We start from the raw sequence: 17527 nt of genomic DNA, 5'->3' as shown, positions 1-17527 counted from the left end.
TTGATGTAACGATAGTGGGTGAACCCGGAAACCGCAAGAGGCTAGAAGCGGCGCTCTAAGGGCCGGAAGCCAGGCGGGAAAAGGCTGAGCGGGGTTTGGAACGGGCCGGTTTCCGCATCGCGGGATGCGCGGGAAGGGCCGTCGCCAGGGCGAGAGAGGGTGCGGGCGAGACCGCCGGCGCGCGGCGGGCTGTTTGAAACGGTATCAGGGACGGATCGGTCGACCGGCTGTCTCATGGAAAACCCCGGCCACGATCGTGACCTGCGCGAGCGCGTAGAGGCCCCAGATCAGGTAATCGATGCCCGGAAAACCGCCGAGGAAGCGGCCGACGCCGATCAGCGTATCGGAGCCGACGAAGATCAGGCTGCCGATGGCCACCAGCGGGCCGCGCGTGCGGGCGGCGAGCGCGAAGCTCGCCATCGCGCACAGCACGAGCATGTAGACGGCGACCGGTGCCAGCAACTCGCCGAGGTGCGGGAAGAACGCCACGTAGAACGCCGGCGCGGCGATCCACAGCCCGACGAGCGCGACGATGCGCCAGCCGTGCGGCCGCGCGCGCCAGCGCATGAAGATCGCGCAGTAGCCCAGGTGCGTGAGCAGGAACGCGCCGAGGCCGAGGACGAACGACAGCGGCCAGTCGGGCAGCGCGAGCAGCACGTCGCCGAGCACGGCCGTCACGAGCGCCGCGCACAGCCACGCGCGTTCACGCGGTGCGGCGCAGGTGCTGCCCGCCGCGAGCAGCAGGATGCCCATCGCGGCTTTCGCGACGGCCTGGCCGGGATAGGGCGCCGCGGCGAGCGACAGTCCGTATAGCAGCGCGGCGACGACGGCGAGCGGCCAGAGCCGGCGGTAGGTGGCGGGAAGCGTGGCGATCAAGGCGGGTGTCTCCGGTTTGTTGTCGTCTGCGGTGGACGGCGCGCGGTCGAGGGCGCGGCTGTCGGCCATTATCCGGAAGAAAGGACGTGCCAAAACCGGCGAATCCTTCTAGGAAGCGACCGGGATCGCCATGCACGAGGATTGCCCGCCGGCGCGGCAATCCGGCGATGTCGAGCTCCGATGCGTGGGTGCCGCCGCCGGATTTTCTCCGCGCGTTGCCCCGGTTGAACCGGGGCAACGATTGCAATTCGGCTTGCTATGATCGCCGCGGTATTGCCGTTGTCGATGTGGTTGTTGCTGTCGTTGTCGTTGTTCCGCCCGGCCGCGCGACTGGATGCGCAAGCCGATGCGGGCCCGATGAATCCATGCCGTGCCCGGCCCGTGCGCTCAGGCGAACCGGGCGGGCTGGCCTTCCCCACGAAAACAGGTCCGACCATGACCGAACTTCTCCACGGCGACGGCGCGATCCGTCGCACGACGCCGTACGGCTCGTCGATCGAAAACACTTATGCGGGCGTGCTGTCGTTCATGCGCCGCAACTATTCGCGCGCGCTCGACGGCGTCGACGTCGCGATCTCCGGCGTGCCGCTCGACCTCGCGACGACCTACCGCTCCGGCGCGCGGCTCGGGCCGGCCGCGATCCGCGCGGCGAGCGTGCAGCTCGCGGAGCTTCATCCGTATCCGTGGGGCTTCAACCCGTTCGACGATCTCGCGGCCGTCGACTACGGCGATTGCTGGTTCGACGCGCACAACCCGCTGTCGATCAAGCCCGCGATCGTCGAGCATGCGCGCACGATCCTCGGTTCCGGCGCGAAGATGCTGACGCTCGGCGGCGACCACTACATCACGTACCCGCTGCTGGTCGCGCATGCGGAGCGCTACGGCAAGCCGCTGTCGCTGATCCATTTCGACGCGCACTGCGATACGTGGGCCGACGACGATCCGGACAGCCTCAATCACGGGACGATGTTCTACAAGGCCGTGAAGGAAGGGCTGATCGATCCGGCGACGTCGGTGCAGGTCGGGATTCGCACGTGGAACGACGACTTTCTCGGGATCGAGCGGCTCGATGCGGCGTGGGTGCATGACCACGGCGCGCGTGCGGCGGTCGAGCGGATCGTCGCTATCGTCGGCGCGCGGCCGGCGTACCTGACGTTCGATATCGATTGTCTCGATCCGGCGTTCGCGCCCGGCACCGGCACGCCGGTCGCGGGCGGGCTGTCGTCGGCGCAGGCGCTCGCGATCGTGCGTGCGCTCGGCGCGGTGAACCTGGTCGGTGCGGATGTGGTCGAGGTCGCGCCCGCGTACGACCACGCGGACATCACGGCGATCGCGGCCGCGCATGTCGCGTGTGACTTGCTGTGTCTGTGGCGGCAGAAGAAGGTGGCGGGAGCGCTGAAGTAAGTCGGCATGCCGGGCATGCGCGTGCCGCTGGCGCGGTGCGCGCATTGCCGGATCGAGGTGCCGTGTGCTGTTCGTATCCCGTGAATCGGGAGAAAAGTCTTTGCGGATTCCCGTGGAGGGGCGTTGCCGACCCGTTGGCGAAATCCGCGAAACGTCAGTGGTTGGCTGCTTCCGTACGTCAACGACGCGCTGACATGTCACCGATGACGTGCCGCGACTTCATCAAGCAAAAACCTATCTACTCCTGAAGAAAGCCGCAAGCATGTCGTCTTTCGGCGCTGCCGGTTGCGTTGTTTGCTGCTTTCCCGCCCGTCCGCGAGATCGAGAATGATCCGCTCCGGCACCGTCTGGCCAGGCCCCCGTATAAACCGCACGCGGCCGGATGAGATCGGATTGCTCGCGCTGCTCCAGCCCGTGCGCGATCCAGCCGATCGAGCGGCCGAGCGCGAACAGGCCGAATGCCGCGCCGACGGGAAGCCGCAAATGTCTGCGTAACGCCACCAGCGCGAGATCGAGCGAGGGCTTCTGGCCGACGAGCGTGCTCCCGGTATCGATCATCCTTTTCCATTGAGGATGACGCGGCAGGATCCGCGACAACAGATACGTCGCACGCACGTCGCCATCGGGATAGAGCGCATGTCCGAAGCCCGGCAAGCCGTCACCCCGGGCGAGACGCGCGACCATTTTTTGCTCGACGTCCTTTTTGCCCAGTTCGTCCCACAGTGCTTCGCCGCGCGCGGTGGTGGCGCCATGCCGCTCGCCCGACAAGCCGGCCAGGCCGCCGACCACGACGGCGCGCAAGCTCGCGTTCGTCGACGCGATGCACCGCCCCGTGAAGCTCGACGCGTTCAGTTCGTGATCCGCGCACAGCACGAGCGCCATCCTGATCAGCTCGGCGCCCGCCGGCCCGACGCCCCATGCCCGCGCGCATTGCGCGTGGATGGGGGCGGTATCGATGCGGGTGCGCAGCAGGCATGCCGTCAGAATCCGCACGAGATCGCCGCAGCCCTGCGCCTGACGATCGGCCGACTGATGCCAGATCGCCGTCGGCGCGTCCTCGCTTGCGACGGTGAAGAGCGGCAGCAGCGCTTGCTCGGTGCGTTGACCGTCGTAGTGCCTGAAGAGCGTTCGCAGTACTGACGGCGTCGTGGGGACGTGACGGCCGAAAGCGGTCTGCTCGTCGCATCGCCACAGCAGCGCCGCGACTTCCTCGAGACTCGCGCGGGCAGCGAGATCGAGTGCATCCACGCCGCGATAGAAGAGCCGGCCGCCATCGATCAACGTGATGCTCGATTCGAGCACGGGCGCCCCCCAGTTCAGCGCGGCCTTCGCCACTTCCTTCGGCTTGCGGCCGCGTGCGCGTTGATCCGCGAGGCGCTCGACATCGGCCGCGAGGTAGCGGCTTTCACGGTGGCTGCCGCCCGGCTCCGCGCGAAGCAGGCCGCGGCTGACGTACGCATAGAGGGTTTGCCGCGAGACACCGAGCCTTGCCGCGGCTGCGGTCGAATTCAGGTAGTTCGACATCGTGCGCAGGGGGAATCGTTCGACAGGTTGATCAGGATAATCAACGTTGACAGCAAATGCGAGCGGGACGATCTTTGCGTCACCTGATTCATGCGAGGCGAACATGGGTGTCGATCAAATGTCGAGGGAACGGGCTCCGGCCGATGACGAGCGGGTGTCGCGTCAGCTACGGGCGTTCTGGCGCGCGGCGGGTGGGTCTCAGGCTTTTCTCGAGTCGTGCAGCTTCAGCGGGGCGGGCGAACTGGTTTCGGCATTTCGCGTCACCGACATGGCCACGGCGGCGATCGGCGCGGCAGGGGCGTCCGTTGCCGAATTGCTGCATGCAGCGACCGGGACGTTGCCGGCGGTTCGGGTCGACCGGCGCATGGCGTCGCTATGGTTCGGCACGTCGCTGCGTCCGCAGGGCTGGTCGATGCCGCCGCAATGGGATCCGCTGGCCGCCAACTATCGGGCGCGCGATCGCTGGATCCGCTTGCACACGAACGCGCCGCATCATCGGCTGGCCGCGTTGTCGGTGCTCGGCTGCGCCGCCGATGCGCAGTCGGTCGCACAAGCGGTGAATCGCTGGGATGCCGGCGCGCTCGAAGAGGCGATCGTCGAGCGCGGCGGTTGTGCAGCGGCGATGTACTCGGCGCAGGAGTGGGCCGGGCATCCGCAGGGCAACGCAGTCGCAACCGAGCCGTTGCTGCATGTCCGTGCCGCGACCGATGCCGTCGCGCATGATTGGCGGCCTTCGAAAGACCGGCCGTTGCGCGGCATTCGCGTGCTCGACCTGACGCGCATTCTCGCCGGCCCCGTGGCGACACGGTTTCTTGCGGGCCTGGGCGCCGACGTGCTGCGCATCGATCCGTACGGCTGGGAAGAGCCGGGCACGGTGCCCGAAGTCGTCCACGGCAAGCGGTGTGCGCGGCTGAACCTGAAGGATGCGGCGGATCTCGATACGCTCAAGCAGTTGCTGCGCAGCGCGGATATCGTCGTGCACGGTTACCGGTCGGACGCGCTCGCGCGCCTCGGGCTCGATGCCGCGCATCGGCGCGAGCTGAATCCTGCGCTCATCGACGTGTCGCTCGACGCTTATGGCTGGAGTGGTGAATGGCGTTACCGGCGCGGCTTCGACAGCCTCATTCAAATGAGCACGGGAATCGCCGACGCGGGTATGCGCGTGACGGGCAGTGATGAGCCGGTGAACTTGCCTGTCCAGGCGATCGACCATGCGACGGGTTACCTGATGGCGACCGCCGCGATCCGCGGGCTGACGACGCGAATGAAAGAGGGCGTCGGTACCGAGGTGCGCACTTCGCTGGCGCGCACGGCGGCTGAGTTGCAGTTGCGGTCGGAGCCGATGAGCGAGGTGATTGAGCTGGTTGCCGACGATCAACGTGATCGTGCGGAACACGTCGAACCGACGTCGTGGGGGCCGGCATCCCGGCTCCTGCCGCCCGTACGGATCGACGGTGCGCCGCTGCGATGGTTTTATCCGGCGCGCGCGCTGGGTGCGTACGAGCCCGAATGGTTGTCGTCGAACGACGATCTGTGACGCGATGCGATGAGTCGGTTGGTGTCGGTGAGTGGCGACGGGACGGGAAACGACGTGGCCACGGCGATGAATGTTGCTCAGCGCAATGCGCAGGTCGTCATCATCGGGCAGCCCGCGAACGTGCTGGAACACGTGACCGAAGCGATCGGCGGCGTGTTTACGGATGTCCCCCCACCGCACCTTGGCCGCCGATCAGGATGTGCCTGAGCAGACGGAACGCGTTCGGCGGAGAGGGGGCGGCCTAGTGAAGCAAGTCGGCCGGCGAAGACCGCCGGCGCGCTGCGCGTCGCTGGATCGACGGCCGGGCGTTGTGTTTAACCGCGCGTGTCGACCCAGTTGCGTGCCCAGCGGGCCGAATGCTGCAACGCCTGCTCTTCGCTCGTGAAGTAATCGAGCGAATAGAACTGGTAGCGGCCTTCGGTGCGTGGGCTACCGGCGCGTTCAAGCAGCAGGTTGGACGAAAAACTACCGTCGGGCAAACGATGCGCCGAGGGTTGGACGGCATAGCCGTTGTATTGATGAATTTGTTCGTTATGCATTTTAATTTTAATGATGTTCGAGTGCGCGCGTGCCGTGCGGATGTGCACGGGTATGCCGATTCAAAGCCATTGCGAGCTGAATCTGACGCAGTCGTAAAGCGAAAAAGGGCTTGGCAGCCAGAGGGGGAATGAAGTGCAACGAGGCGTGTGGCGCGCGGCGAGCTGCGGAATGAACCGATGCAGCCAAGAGCAATCGCGCCAACTTTGGGAGACCAGGCTCCGCGAGGATGTCGCTGCAACCCGGCGCCCGTTACGGGGCGCCGGGTCCTTCAAACTTTACAGCGGCTTGATGTTGGCCGCTTGCAGACCCTTCGGGCCTTGCTTCGTTTCGAAGCTCACTTTCTGGTTTTCAGCCAGCGTCTTGAAGCCGTCGGCGCGAATTTCGGAGAAGTGAGCGAAGAGGTCGTCGCCGCCGTTGTCGGGCGTGATGAAGCCAAAGCCTTTGCTGTCGTTGAACCACTTGACGATACCGGTATCCATGAAGATTCCTTGAGATAAAAATATGAAGATTTGCTCTGGAAAGAGCGCTGGAAGCGTCAAGGAGGGAGAGGACAACGAATACCGCTGAGGAGCGATCAATTGATGAACAGCAATCGGACTTCTTGAACTTCGACCGAGACATTAACCGCTGGGCGGCGGTGGCGTCAATCATTAACTTGTAACTGTTTCACCGCGCGGCCTGTTTGCGGACGAAGCGATGTGGCCCTGCGTAGCGGAGCGTGCTGCGCGGCATGGCGTGCAGGGGCGTCCACGATAAACGCAAACGCGAGACTCGCGCGCTGGCGCTTACGCCGACAGTGCGTCCCGCATTTCCCGAAAATTCGACAAGAACAAGAAAGGCCGACGAGTCGTGTGCCCGGCGGCCGTTTCGGCACGTTGCGCGCTGGGTTCCCGCTACTTTGCCGCGAGCGCACGCTGCGCGTTTTGGTCGACCCATGCGTTGTCGGCCACGTTCAGCTTCTGCGGAATCAGCTTCGCCGCATAAAACGCATCGGCGACGCGTTGCTGGGCCGCGACGATCTTTTCGTCGAGCGGCACCGCGCCAAACGGGACACGCTTGATCCACGTCTCGACAATCGGTTGCGGCAGGCCGACCTTCGGTGCGATCAGCGCCGCCGTGTCGGCCGGATGCGTGTTGACCCACTGGCCCGTCTCGCGCGCCTGCTTCAGGATCGCGCCGACCACGTCCGGATGCTGCTGCGCGAAATCCCGCGTCGCTTCGTAGAAGTTGTTGGTCGCCGCGAGGCCCGTGTAGTCGGACAGCGTGCGCACCTTCAGCGCATTCTGCGCGGCCGCGTAGTACGGATCCCAGACGACCCACGCATCGACGTTGCCGCTCTCGAATGCGGCGCGCGCGTCGGCTGGCGGAAGATACACGGGGCGGATTTCGTCGTAGCGCACGCCGGCCTGCTTCAGTGCTTCGAGCAGCAGGTAGTTCGCGCTCGAGCCCTTCTGCAGCGCGATCTTCTTGCCGCGCAGGCCGGTGACCGAACCGATCGGCGAATCGGCCTTCACGATCACGGCCTCGTTGTGCGGCGCCGGCGGTTCCGCGCCGACATAGACGAAGTGCACGCCGGCCGCCTGTGCGAACACGGGCGGCGGCGCGCCCGTGTAGCCGAAGTCGATGCTGTTCGCGTTCAGCGCTTCGAGCAGTTGCGGGCCGGCCGGGAATTCGAACCACTGCACGCCATAGCCGAGCGGCTTGAGCCGCGCTTCGAGCGAACCTTGCGCCTTGATGACCGACAGCAGGCCGGCCTTCTGGTAGCCGATGCGCACGACCTTGTCGGCGCCGCCTTGCGCGAAAGCCGACGCGGCGGACAGCGCGACGAGCGTGGTGACGGCGGCGGTGCGGGCGATCCAGCGGGTGAAACGAATCATCGAACGGACTCCATGCAAAACGTCTTCGGGCGAGCGGCGGTGCCGCTCGGTTGGAAGAATCGTCGCATGGGCAATCACGCCCGCAAACGAAGCATTGCCGATATCAATATGACTGCGGCGCGCCTATGCTTCGTCGCCGCCGTTTTCCGGTGAAGGTGTGCCGGACTGCCGCGCGGCCTCGTCGCTGAGCTTCTTGTCGAGGATCGTCGCGACGCGGCCGCCGAGATACGCGCTCGCCGCGGTTTCCAGTGCGCGGTTCGTCTCGCCTTCGACGAACACGGCCGCGAGCGGGCGCAGGCGCCAGATCGCATCGACCAGTTCGGGCACGTCGGTGGCGGGCGGCAGCGTGCCCGCGTCGTAGCGGTCGAGCCGCTTCACGACGAGATCAACGAGCAGCCGCGCGATCGCGTCGAAATGCGGCCGTGCGAGGCTGATCACGTCGAGCAGCTCGCGCGGCGGAATGCCTTCCTTGGTCATCGCGGCGGCCGCTTCGAGCAGCGCGGGGCTCTTGGCGACGAACGACAGGCCGCGCCGTTCGAGCAGGCCGAGTTCGGTCACGCGCGACAGCTGCGTGGTGGCCTGCGGGCCGAACATCTGCGCGAGCGCGGCAAGCGAATAGGTCTTCGGCAGTTCGTGCGACCAGCGGCCGCCGATCGCGTTTTCGAGACCGAGGATCGAGCGCAGGTCGTGGCCTTCGTCGATCGCCTTGATCAGGTCCTGGATGTTCGACAGCGTGTAGCCGCGCGCGAGCAGGTGGTTGATCAGCTTCAGCCGTGCGACGTGCGTGTCGTCGTAGATGCCGACGCGGCCGCGCTTTTCCGGCGGCGCGAGCAAACCGCGATCCTGGTACGCACGGACATTGCGCACGGTCGTGTCGGACACGCGTGCAAGTTCGTCGACCGTGTACTCGTTGCGGGAGTCCGGCGCCGCCTCGTCGGGTGTGGAATGAGTCTGTTTTGACATGCGGCCATTCTAGCGCGACGTGGGAGGCTCCGGCGAGACGGGAAGCGTGCGCGCGCCGTCACCGAGCGGGCGCTGCAGCAGCGCCGTATCGATCCAGCGGCCGTGCTTGAAACCGACCGCCTTCAGCATGCCGGCCGGCTCGAAGCCGAACGCGCGATGCAGCGACGTCGAGCCGCCGGTGCCGCCGTCGGCGATCACCGCGATCATCTGCCGCCACGGGCCGGCCTCGCAACGTTCGATCAGCGCGGCGAGCAGCGCGCGGCCGATCCCGCGCCCGCGCTGCGCATCGTCGATGTAGATCGAATCCTCGATCGTGAAGCGGTACGCGCTGCGCGTGCGGTACGGCGTCGCGTACGCGTAGCCGGCCACGCGGCCGTCGCATTCGGCGACGAGGTATGGCAGCCCGTCGCGCAGCACCGCGTCGCGGCGCGCGCGCAGTTCGGCGACGTCGGGCGGCGTTTCCTCGAACGACGCGACGCTGTGGTGCACGTGGTGCGCATAGATCGCGTGGATCGCATCGAGGTCGGCGTCGGTCGCGTCGCGAACGACGCAGGCGGGAGTGGTGAGCATGGCGGCGGGTCCGGTGCATTCCGAATGGAGACCGCTACTATGCCGGCCGCTGGCGCGTATGGCAAAGCCGTGTGCGGAGGCAGCTGCCTACAGCCGTCCGTCCGCCGCGTGAACGGCTTCGGCGATCGCGTCGGCGACGCGCTGCACGCGCGGCGACCGGCGCACGTCCGGGTGGACGACGAGCCAGATCTCGCGCTCGATGTCGCAACGCGGTGCGGCCGTCAGCTCGACGAGCGGCGCGCCGGCATGCGCGGCCGGATCGTCGACGAGAAACCGCGGCAGCAGCGCGACGCCGGCGCCGGCCGCGCACGCGCGATGCTGCGCGGCCAGGTCGTTGGTGACGAACGCGAAACGGCGCCCGGCCGCGAAGCGGGCGAGCCACTGATGCTGCGGCGTCTGAGCGAGCGCGTCGTCGTAGCCGACGAACGGCCAGGTGTCGGGCGGTGCGTCCGCCCATTCCGGCGACGCGCACAGCGCGAAGCGCATCGTGCCGAGCCGGCGCGCGGCGAGCCCCGGCTCGGTCGGCCGCGACAGCCGCACCGCGAGATCGGCTTCGCGTGCGTACAGGTTCGCCGCGTGCATCTCGCCCAGCAGGTCGATCCGCAGCGCCGGCCATGCGCGCTGCGCGCGGGCGAGCCGCGGCGCGAGGAAGTGGCTGGCGAACACCGGCGACGCCGATACGCGCACCACGCCGTCGAGCGCCGCCGCGCCCTGGGCGGCGCGCGCGAACGCATGCGCGTCGGTTTCGATGCGTGCCGCGTGCTCGGCAAGGTGCAGCCCTTCGTCGGTCGGCGGCCAGCCGCGCGGCAGCCGGTCGAACAGCCGGATGCCGAGTGCGGACTCCAGCGCGTCGATGCGCCGCGCGACCGTCGAGTGCTGAACCTGGAGCGCCCGCGCGGCGGCCGACAGGCTGCCGCCGCGCATCACCGCGAGGAAATAACGGACGTCGTCCCAGCTCATCGGCAATGCGGATGCGGAAACGGGATCCTGATCGGTCGAATTTTGCACAGTAGGTGGGCGGTTGGCGGGAATTCCGTTCGATTATGCACGATGGGATGATCGTGTCACTTCATTCGATTACGAGGAACGTCATGACCCAGACTGCCACCGCCATCCGGATCGGGATCGACCGTTACGGCGACGCCGGCGTGCTGCGCCGCGTCGATGCGCCCGTCGCGCCGCCCGGTGCCGGCGAAGTGCGGATTCGCCAGACCGCGATCGGCGTGAATTTCGTCGACATCTATTTCAGGTCGGGCGCACACGCGTTGCCGGCGCTGCCGGATGCGCTCGGTGTCGAAGCGGCCGGCGTGATCGATGCGGTCGGGCCGGGCGTGATGGAGCTCGTCCCTGGTCAGCGCGTCGCGTATGCGGGTATGCCGACCGGCAGCTATGCGAGCCTGCGCACGATGCCGGCCGAGCGTGTGTTGCCGCTTCCCGACGGCCTGAGCGACGAAGGCGCCGCGGCCGGACTGCTGAAAGGGATCACCGTTTACATGCTGCTGCATCGCGTCCGTCATGTCGGCGCCGGCGACACGGTGCTCGTGCATGCGGCGGCCGGCGGCGTCGGGCTGCTGGCGACGCAATGGGCGCGTGCGCTCGGCGCGCGGGTGATCGGCACGGTCGGGTCGGCCGCGAAAGCCGCGCTTGTTCGCAAGCATGGCGCCGACGCGGTCGTCGATTACCGCGAGGAGGATTTTGTCGCGGCGGCCCGCGCGTTCGGCGGCGGCGCGGGAGTCGATTACGCGATCGACGGGATCGGCGGCGACGTGCTGACGCGCACGCTCGGCGCGGTCCGTCCGTTCGGGATGGTCGCGAGCATCGGGCAGGTGGCCGCGATCGGTGCGCGGCAGACGTTCGATCTCGACGAACTGGGACCGGCGCGGTCGATCGCGCTGGCGCGGCCGAGCGTGCTCGGCTTCATCGCGCGTGACGTCGACGGATATCGCGAGGCTGCGCGCGCGACGCTCGAACGGCTGGCAGGCGGGATGCACGTGGAGATCGGCGCGCGGCTGCCGCTCGAACAGGCGGCCGATGCGCACCGGTTGCTGGAGTCGCGCGCGACGACGGGTGGGGTCGTGCTGGTGCCGTGATGGCGGGGGGATGGGGATCGCGATGCGGGTCGATGCTCGCATCGCGATCCACGGGAGGCTCAGTGGTGCTTGCGCAGCGGCGCATCCTCGACGAACCACGCGAGCACGAACGCGATCGCGATGACCGTCGCCGCGGCCAGATACACGACGTGCAGCGAACCGGCGAACGCATGCAGGTACGCGTCGCGCACGGCATCCGGCAACTGGTGCACGGCAGCCGGGCCGAGCGCGGGCGGCAGCGCCGTGCCGGCCGGCAGCGCAGCCATCACCCGCGACTGCAGCCCGTGCGAGAACAGCGCGCCGAACGCCGCGACACCGAGCGAGCCGCCGATCGAGCGGAACAGCGTTGCACCCGACGTCGCGACGCCCATGTGCCGGAATTCGACCGTGTTCTGCACGGCGAGCGTCAGCACGGGCATCACCATGCCGAGGCCGATCCCGAGCAGCGCCATGTACGTGTACATCGTGTGCAGCGGCGTATCGAGCGTCAGCGTCGACAGCAGCGCCATCGCGATGCCGCCGGTCAGCGTGCCCAGGATCGGGAACATCCGGTACGAGCCGAGCCGCGAGATCAGCCGGCCGCTGACGATCGACGTCACGAGCATCCCGCCCATCATCGGCAGCAGCTGCATCCCGGCCTGCGACGGCGTCGAGCCCTTCACGACCTGCAGGTAGAGCGGAATGAACGTGACCGAGCCGAACAGCGCGATGCCGACGACGAAGCCGATCAGGCTGACCAGCACGAAGGTGCGATGGCGGAACAGTTCGAGCGGCATGATCGGCTCGGCCGCGAGCCGCTCTTCGTAAATGAAGCCGCCGATCGCGACGATGCCGAGCACGAGCGTCATCCACAGCTGCGGCGACGTCCACGGCAGCAGCGAGCCGCCTTCGCTCGTGAACAGGATCACGCAGGTGAGGGCGGTGGCGAGGAACGCGGCGCCCATGTAGTCGATCCGGTGCTTCACGTGCGCGGTGTGCGGCCGGAACGCGACGCCGATCACCGCGAGCGCGAGCAAGCCGAGCGGCAGGTTGATCGTGAAGATCCAGCGCCACGACAGGTGCTCGACCAGGAAGCCGCCGAGCAACGGGCCGATGATCGTCGCGAGGCCGTACACGCCGCCGAACATCCCCTGGTAGCGCGCGCGGCGATCGGGCGGCACCAGATCGCCGATCGCGGCCATCGTGACGACCATCAGGCCGCCGCCGCCCAGCCCCTGCACCGCGCGCAGCACGATCAGCTGCGTCATGTCCTGCGCGACGCCGCACAGCGCGGAGCCCGCGAGGAACAGCACGATCGCGGCCTGCAGCACGATCTTGCGGCCGTACAGGTCACCGAGCTTGCCGTACAACGGCAGCACGACGGTGGAGGAGAGCAGGTACGCGGTGACGACCCACGACAACTGGTCGAGCCCGCCGAGCTCGCCGACGATCGTCGGCAGCGCGGTCGACACGATCGTCTGGTCGAGTGCGGACAGCAGCATGACGAGCAGCAGCGCGGCGACGATCAGCCCGGTCGGCGCGTCGCGGCGGGCCGTTTCGGCGGCCGGCGGAGTGAGGAGGGTGTCGGTTGTCATCGAGATATCTGCCATGGCAGGGAATTGTGTCGAATATAGCCATTGATAGTTGACTGGTCAATTTCTGCCCAGCCTCGATGTGTTGCAACCGCAACAGGAGATTGCCGGCCCGGAAAATTGACCGGGATCACGGGAAAGCGGGGACGGACTCAAGTTTTTTGCAGGCAAACCGTAATCCAGAGTGCTGCGGACCGATTGCCGCGGCACTTTTCATCGCTCTCGTCCCGTCATGAACCTGAACGCCCTGTTTTCCCGTTTCTCGATCCGTACGCGGATTTTCTCCACGCTCGGCCTCGTTGCCGCGCTGCTCGTCGTATCGGGGCTGATCGGCCTCGCCGGCATGCAGAGCTCGAACCGCGCGCTCGACGAGGCTTATACGCAGCAACTGGCTGCGAAGACCGCGCTGTCGGCGGCCAGCCTGAACCTGACGATCGTGCGCACGACGATCGACCGCGCGATGCTGCATCCGGAAGCGCCGGAGGTGCCCGATCTCGTCAAGAAGGCCGAGAGCTATCTCGCGAAGGCCGACACCGCCTGGCGCGGCTACGCGTCGATGCCGCACGACGGCGACGAAGGCCCGCTCGCGAGCCGCCTCGACGCCGCGCGCCAGGCGCTGATCGGGCAGGCGCTGAAGCCGATGATCGACGCGGTCCGCGACGGCCGTCGCGACGAGGCCGACCGGCTGCTGATGTCGGTTGCGCCGCCGCTGTCGGTCGCGCTCACGCAGGCGACCGATGCGCTCGATGCGTACCAGGTCGCACGCGGCAAGGACGTGTACGACACCGCGCAGACCTATTACGGCTGGATGCGCGCGGGCGCGATCGCCGGTATCGCGTTCGGCCTGGCCGCGTGCCTCGGTTGCGCGATCGGCCTGCATTACGCGATCACCCAGCCGGTGAACCGGCTGCTGTCGCATTTCCGCCGCCTGTCGGAAGGCGACCTGACGTCGGAGGTGCGCTGGTCGTCGCGTGACGAGATGGCCGAGCTGGTCAAGGGCGTGACCGGCATGCAGCGCAGCCTCGCGGATACGGTCCGCCAGGTCAGCCAGGGTTCCGAAGCGATCTCGACGGCGACGCACCAGATCGCGGCCGGCAACACCGACCTGTCGCAGCGCACCGAGGAACAGGCGTCCGCGCTGCAGGAAACGGCCGCGAGCATGGAGCAGCTCACCGCGACCGTGAAGCAGAACGCGGACAATGCGATGCAGGCGCAGGCCTGCGCGGATACCGCGAGCGAGATCGCCACGCGCGGCGCGACGGTGGTCGGCGAAGTGATCGGCACGATGAACGAGATCGACCAGAGCTCGCAGAAGGTCGCCGACATCATCGGCACGATCGAGGGCATCGCGTTCCAGACCAACATCCTCGCGCTGAATGCGGCAGTCGAAGCCGCGCGCGCGGGCGAGCAGGGCCGCGGCTTCGCGGTGGTCGCGGGCGAGGTGCGCACGCTCGCGCAACGTTCGGCGTCGGCGGCGAAGGAAATCCGCACGCTGATCGGCGAATCGGTCGAGCGCGTCGCGACCGGCTCGCGGCTCGTCGGCACGGCGGGTGCGACGATGCAGGACATCCAGCAGGCGATCGGCCGCGTGACGGGCATCATGACCGAGATCGCGGCTGCGTCGAACGAGCAGCGCGACGGGATCGAGCAGGTGAACCGCGCGGTGTCGCAGATGGACCAGGTGTCGCAGCAGAACGCGGCGCTCGTCGAGCAGGCTGCGGCGGCTGCCGCGTCGCTGGAAGAGCAGGCCGACGGGCTGCGCCGCGCGGTCGGCGCGTTCCGCGTCGCCTGATCGACCGCGGGCGGCGACGGGGCGGGCGCTTGCCCGCCTGCCGTCCGCCCGTTACATCAGACGGCCGCGAGTTGCGCGGCCGCGCGCGACGACGCGACGATCAGCAGCTTCATCGTCGCACGCGTCGCGCCGACGAACAGCTTGCGCGCGGCACGCGCGTCGAGCGTGTCGAAGTCGACCTCGGTGAGGATCACGCACGGCGCCGACTGGCCCTTGAAGCGGTAGATCGAATCGAGCAGCACGTCGCCTTCGCGATACTCCGGGTTGCCGAACAGGTCGTACTTGCCGGTGAAGCTCTTGAGCCGGTGCGGGCCGAGCTGGTCGAGCGGCGCGAGCACCGAGCCTTCGCGGCCGCGATACGACAGCACCGCGATGTCCTGCTTGCGAAAGCCGAGCGACAGCGCATGCGTGATCGCCCGCTTGGTCGCGTCGATGCAGGCGTCGGCCAGTGCGTCTGCCGACGCGCCTTCTTCCCCGTACGACGACACCGACGGATCCGAACCGTCGAACGGGCTGCCCGAGCGCAGCTCGGCCGCCAGCGGCTCGACCCGGCCGACGATGTCGCGCACGAATTCGAGCAGGTCGCGCGGGCTGCGGTAGTTCGTGAGCGCCTTCAGCGTGACCCAGCCCGGCAGCGCGACGGGCTCGCGCATGTACAGGTTCTGCAGCGGATCTTCCAGCCACCACCATGCGCCTTCCGGCGCCAGCAAGCGCGCCAGGGCGGCCGCCCACGGCGCATGGAAATCCTGTCCTTCATCGACGACCAGCACGTCGAAGCGCCAGCGCTCGGGAATCGGCGTTGCCGCGAAGCGCGCCTCGAGCCGCTCGAATTCGCCGGGTACCTGGAAGTCGGGCGTATAGCCGCCGTCGCGCGCGACCCAGTCGCACAGCTGGTGGTAGTTCGCGATTTTCGCGCCGGGCGGCGCGATGCGCGCGATGTAGTCGGCGAGCGGCCGGTTGAAACACACGTAGAGCACGCGCTTGCCGGCCGCGACCGCATCGCGCATCGCCTGCACCGCGAGCTGCGTCTTGCCCGAGCCGGCCGTGCCGGTGACGCGCAGCCGGAACGGCGCGAATTCGAGCTGGCGCGCCCACGCGGCGAGCCCGCCCGACAGCCGCGTGACGAGCGTGCCGGCCTGGCCGACGAGCGCGCTCGTGTCGGGCGTGAGCGCGAGCTCGTCCGCGAGGAAGTGGTGGAGCTTCGGCGCGTTCGGAAAGTGTTCGTCGTCCTCCGGCAGGATCTGCAGGATCACCTGCGCGAGCTGCGCCTTGCGCGATGCATCGACGATGCGGTCGGCCGCGACGCCGGCGATCGACGCGTCGCGGATCGAGTAGTCGGGGCAGTACAGCAGCGCCTCGACGCCGTAGACACCCGCGCCGAGCGCGGCCGTCAGGCGCCGGTGCAGCGTTTCCTGCGTGCGCGCGAGCTGGATCGGGACATTGCGTTCCTTCTGCAGATAGACCTTCACGAGCCCCTTCGGCGTTTCGCGCAGGAAGCCGGCTTTCTGCTCGATCAGCAGCACGCGGCCGGCCGGGCTCACGACGACGAACGCGGCCTCGCCGAACACCGAGAACGCCTGGTCGGCGCGGGTCCAGTGCACGCCGTGATACACGGTGTAGCTGTCGGGCAGCGCGTGTTCGAGCGCGGCGAGCGTTTCGCGCTCGCGTTCGGCCGCGCCGGTCGCGGCGAGGCTTTTCCAGTCGTCGGGGATGAGGCGGGCCATGGCGTCGGGCGGCGGAAGCCGGCGTGGGCGTGAACGGGTGCGGCTATTGTACTGAGCTATGCACCGGTTCACGACCGCCGTGCCGCGCGGACGCTGGCCGTCAGGAGGAAGAACGGCCCGGGGACGTTACCCGCGGGCGAGCCGTTTCGCGAGATCGGCGCTGAGAATTGCCATGCGCGCGGGCTTTTCGTAGCAGACGACGTCGAACGCGCGGATCACTTCGCTGATGTCGGCCTCGCTCGCGCGGCCGGTGAGCAGGTCGCCGGTCAGCACGAAGATCGGTGCGCCCGGGTTGTCGGATGTGCGCACGGCCTTGATCGCGGTGGCGGCCGTGCTGTCGTCGAACAGCCATTCGGTCAGCACCGCGTCGAACGCCTGGCCTTGCAGCGCGTCGACGAACGGCGCGAGGCCGTCGAATGCGGCGGTCGCGAAACCCTGGCGTTCGAGATAGCGGCACAGTTCGGTCGCGCTGACGCGATCGGGGTCGATCACCGCGACGACGAGCTTGTCGCTCTCCGCGCGGCGCGGATAGATCTCGATCTTGTGCACGTCGTACGCGTTCTGGTACAGCACGCCGGTGTGGCGCAGCACGCGCCAGCGGCCGTTTTGTTCGTACGCGACGAATTCGGGGCGCGCGCCGGCTTCGAGCGGCGCACCGATCCAGGCGGTGCACGGAATCTCGGCGACGCCCGCGTAAAGGACGGCCTCCTGCGAATAGGCGCCGACCATGCCGGGGTCGAGCGTTTGCGCGCCGAACAGTTGCGCGGCGGGTTCGCCGTACGCTTCGGCGACTTTCTTGATCTGCGCGAGCGTCCAGGGGCTGCTGCCGCGCAGTTTGCGGTGGCCTTGCGAGAAACTCAGGTCGAGGATGCGGCACAGCTCGGTGGTCTGCTGGCGCTTGCCGATGCCGTTGCGGGTCATCAGCTCGCGCACGCGCTCGGCAACCGCGAGGGAATCCGTGGTGATTGCTTCAGTGGTCATGCTACGGGAACGGATCGTGACGTTCAGAACGACGCCTTGCGGCAGTCTCGACGGACAGTCTTCATGACGTCCAGGGGC

The 17527-nt window shown here is 67.9% G+C and carries 16 protein-coding genes; 5 read left to right on the top strand and 11 right to left on the bottom strand.

Going from position 1 to position 17527, the window contains the following annotated elements; all coding sequences use genetic code 11:
* Window positions 1–204: 204 nt before the first annotated feature.
* Complete coding sequence (locus tag QZM35_RS07725) at window positions 205–876, bottom strand: lysoplasmalogenase (RefSeq protein ID WP_089429069.1); 672 nt, start codon at window positions 874–876, stop codon at window positions 205–207.
* A gap of 435 nt (window positions 877–1311) precedes the next feature.
* On the opposite strand from QZM35_RS07725, the gene speB reads away from it, so the two are divergent.
* On the top strand, window positions 1312–2280 hold the full coding sequence (speB, locus tag QZM35_RS07720; protein WP_089433328.1) for an agmatinase: 969 nt from the start codon (window positions 1312–1314) through the stop codon (window positions 2278–2280).
* 234 nt (window positions 2281–2514) lie between these two features.
* Here speB and QZM35_RS07715 read toward each other — a convergent pair whose 3' ends face one another.
* Window positions 2515–3804, bottom strand: a complete 1290-nt coding sequence (locus tag QZM35_RS07715; RefSeq protein ID WP_301775824.1) for a citrate synthase family protein — start codon at window positions 3802–3804, stop codon at window positions 2515–2517.
* 118 nt (window positions 3805–3922) lie between these two features.
* Here QZM35_RS07715 and QZM35_RS07710 point away from each other — a divergent pair, with 118 nt between their 5' ends.
* Both QZM35_RS07710 and QZM35_RS07705 read left to right on the top strand, forming a co-directional pair.
* Complete coding sequence (locus tag QZM35_RS07710; RefSeq protein WP_301775823.1) at window positions 3923–5341, top strand: CoA transferase; 1419 nt, start codon at window positions 3923–3925, stop codon at window positions 5339–5341.
* 9 nt (window positions 5342–5350) lie between these two features.
* The gene (locus tag QZM35_RS07705; RefSeq protein WP_143329889.1) at window positions 5351–5548 is read left to right on the top strand and encodes a hypothetical protein; all 198 of its coding nucleotides are present in this window, start codon (window positions 5351–5353) and stop codon (window positions 5546–5548) included.
* 107 nt (window positions 5549–5655) lie between these two features.
* Here QZM35_RS07705 and QZM35_RS07700 read toward each other — a convergent pair whose 3' ends face one another.
* From QZM35_RS07700 to QZM35_RS07675, 6 genes are all read right to left on the bottom strand, one after another.
* Window positions 5656–5880 carry a hypothetical protein gene (locus QZM35_RS07700; protein WP_089427204.1) on the bottom strand — a complete coding sequence of 75 codons (225 nt, stop codon included), beginning with the start codon at window positions 5878–5880 and terminating at the stop codon, window positions 5656–5658.
* Between the two features lie 276 nt (window positions 5881–6156).
* Window positions 6157–6360, bottom strand: coding sequence for a cold-shock protein (locus QZM35_RS07695; RefSeq protein ID WP_006485974.1), 204 nt, complete (start codon window positions 6358–6360; stop codon window positions 6157–6159).
* 414 nt (window positions 6361–6774) lie between these two features.
* The gene (locus tag QZM35_RS07690; RefSeq protein WP_089427205.1) at window positions 6775–7758 is read right to left on the bottom strand and encodes a sulfonate ABC transporter substrate-binding protein; all 984 of its coding nucleotides are present in this window, start codon (window positions 7756–7758) and stop codon (window positions 6775–6777) included.
* 123 nt (window positions 7759–7881) lie between these two features.
* Entirely contained in the window at window positions 7882–8721 is an 840-nt protein-coding gene (locus tag QZM35_RS07685) for a MerR family transcriptional regulator (RefSeq protein WP_089427206.1), read from the bottom strand.
* Window positions 8722–8730: 9 nt separating this feature from the next.
* Window positions 8731–9291 carry a GNAT family N-acetyltransferase gene (locus QZM35_RS07680; RefSeq protein ID WP_174972349.1) on the bottom strand — a complete coding sequence of 187 codons (561 nt, stop codon included), beginning with the start codon at window positions 9289–9291 and terminating at the stop codon, window positions 8731–8733.
* Window positions 9292–9378: 87 nt separating this feature from the next.
* Window positions 9379–10251 carry a LysR family transcriptional regulator gene (locus QZM35_RS07675; RefSeq protein WP_174972352.1) on the bottom strand — a complete coding sequence of 291 codons (873 nt, stop codon included), beginning with the start codon at window positions 10249–10251 and terminating at the stop codon, window positions 9379–9381.
* 131 nt (window positions 10252–10382) lie between these two features.
* On the opposite strand from QZM35_RS07675, the gene QZM35_RS07670 reads away from it, so the two are divergent.
* Window positions 10383–11381 (top strand): quinone oxidoreductase, encoded by a 999-nt coding sequence (locus tag QZM35_RS07670; RefSeq protein WP_089429071.1) that lies wholly within the window; start codon window positions 10383–10385, stop codon window positions 11379–11381.
* Between the two features lie 59 nt (window positions 11382–11440).
* Here QZM35_RS07670 and QZM35_RS07665 read toward each other — a convergent pair whose 3' ends face one another.
* Window positions 11441–12955, bottom strand: a complete 1515-nt coding sequence (locus tag QZM35_RS07665) for an MDR family MFS transporter (protein ID WP_301775721.1) — start codon at window positions 12953–12955, stop codon at window positions 11441–11443.
* 229 nt (window positions 12956–13184) lie between these two features.
* Between QZM35_RS07665 and QZM35_RS07660 the strand changes: the two genes are divergently transcribed.
* A complete protein-coding gene (locus tag QZM35_RS07660; RefSeq protein ID WP_301775720.1) occupies window positions 13185–14744 on the top strand; it encodes a methyl-accepting chemotaxis protein in 1560 nt (519 codons plus the stop codon).
* Window positions 14745–14800: 56 nt separating this feature from the next.
* Here QZM35_RS07660 and QZM35_RS07655 read toward each other — a convergent pair whose 3' ends face one another.
* Both QZM35_RS07655 and QZM35_RS07650 read right to left on the bottom strand, forming a co-directional pair.
* Complete coding sequence (locus tag QZM35_RS07655; RefSeq protein WP_089432881.1) at window positions 14801–16468, bottom strand: ATP-dependent helicase; 1668 nt, start codon at window positions 16466–16468, stop codon at window positions 14801–14803.
* Between the two features lie 126 nt (window positions 16469–16594).
* A complete protein-coding gene (locus QZM35_RS07650; RefSeq protein ID WP_006485970.1) occupies window positions 16595–17449 on the bottom strand; it encodes a helix-turn-helix domain-containing protein in 855 nt (284 codons plus the stop codon).
* Window positions 17450–17527: the final 78 nt, after the last annotated feature.

It is taken from the genome of Burkholderia sp. AU45274 (assembly GCF_030482505.1).
Taxonomy (GTDB): domain Bacteria; phylum Pseudomonadota; class Gammaproteobacteria; order Burkholderiales; family Burkholderiaceae; genus Burkholderia.
This window is presented reverse-complemented; position numbering and strand designations above follow the sequence as displayed.

Coding starts and splice junctions, on each gene's coding strand:
- speB (WP_089433328.1), top strand. CDS start 1,312: ATGACCGAACTTCTCCACGGCGACGGCGCGATCCGTCGCACGACGCCG.
- QZM35_RS07715 (WP_301775824.1), bottom strand. CDS start 3,804: ATGTCGAACTACCTGAATTCGACCGCAGCCGCGGCAAGGCTCGGTGTC.
- QZM35_RS07710 (WP_301775823.1), top strand. CDS start 3,923: ATGTCGAGGGAACGGGCTCCGGCCGATGACGAGCGGGTGTCGCGTCAG.
- QZM35_RS07705 (WP_143329889.1), top strand. CDS start 5,351: ATGAGTCGGTTGGTGTCGGTGAGTGGCGACGGGACGGGAAACGACGTG.
- QZM35_RS07700 (WP_089427204.1), bottom strand. CDS start 5,880: ATGCATAACGAACAAATTCATCAATACAACGGCTATGCCGTCCAACCC.
- QZM35_RS07695 (WP_006485974.1), bottom strand. CDS start 6,360: ATGGATACCGGTATCGTCAAGTGGTTCAACGACAGCAAAGGCTTTGGC.
- QZM35_RS07690 (WP_089427205.1), bottom strand. CDS start 7,758: ATGATTCGTTTCACCCGCTGGATCGCCCGCACCGCCGCCGTCACCACG.
- QZM35_RS07685 (WP_089427206.1), bottom strand. CDS start 8,721: ATGTCAAAACAGACTCATTCCACACCCGACGAGGCGGCGCCGGACTCC.
- QZM35_RS07680 (WP_174972349.1), bottom strand. CDS start 9,291: ATGCTCACCACTCCCGCCTGCGTCGTTCGCGACGCGACCGACGCCGAC.
- QZM35_RS07675 (WP_174972352.1), bottom strand. CDS start 10,251: ATGAGCTGGGACGACGTCCGTTATTTCCTCGCGGTGATGCGCGGCGGC.
- QZM35_RS07670 (WP_089429071.1), top strand. CDS start 10,383: ATGACCCAGACTGCCACCGCCATCCGGATCGGGATCGACCGTTACGGC.
- QZM35_RS07665 (WP_301775721.1), bottom strand. CDS start 12,955: ATGACAACCGACACCCTCCTCACTCCGCCGGCCGCCGAAACGGCCCGC.
- QZM35_RS07660 (WP_301775720.1), top strand. CDS start 13,185: ATGAACCTGAACGCCCTGTTTTCCCGTTTCTCGATCCGTACGCGGATT.
- QZM35_RS07655 (WP_089432881.1), bottom strand. CDS start 16,468: ATGGCCCGCCTCATCCCCGACGACTGGAAAAGCCTCGCCGCGACCGGC.
- QZM35_RS07650 (WP_006485970.1), bottom strand. CDS start 17,449: ATGACCACTGAAGCAATCACCACGGATTCCCTCGCGGTTGCCGAGCGC.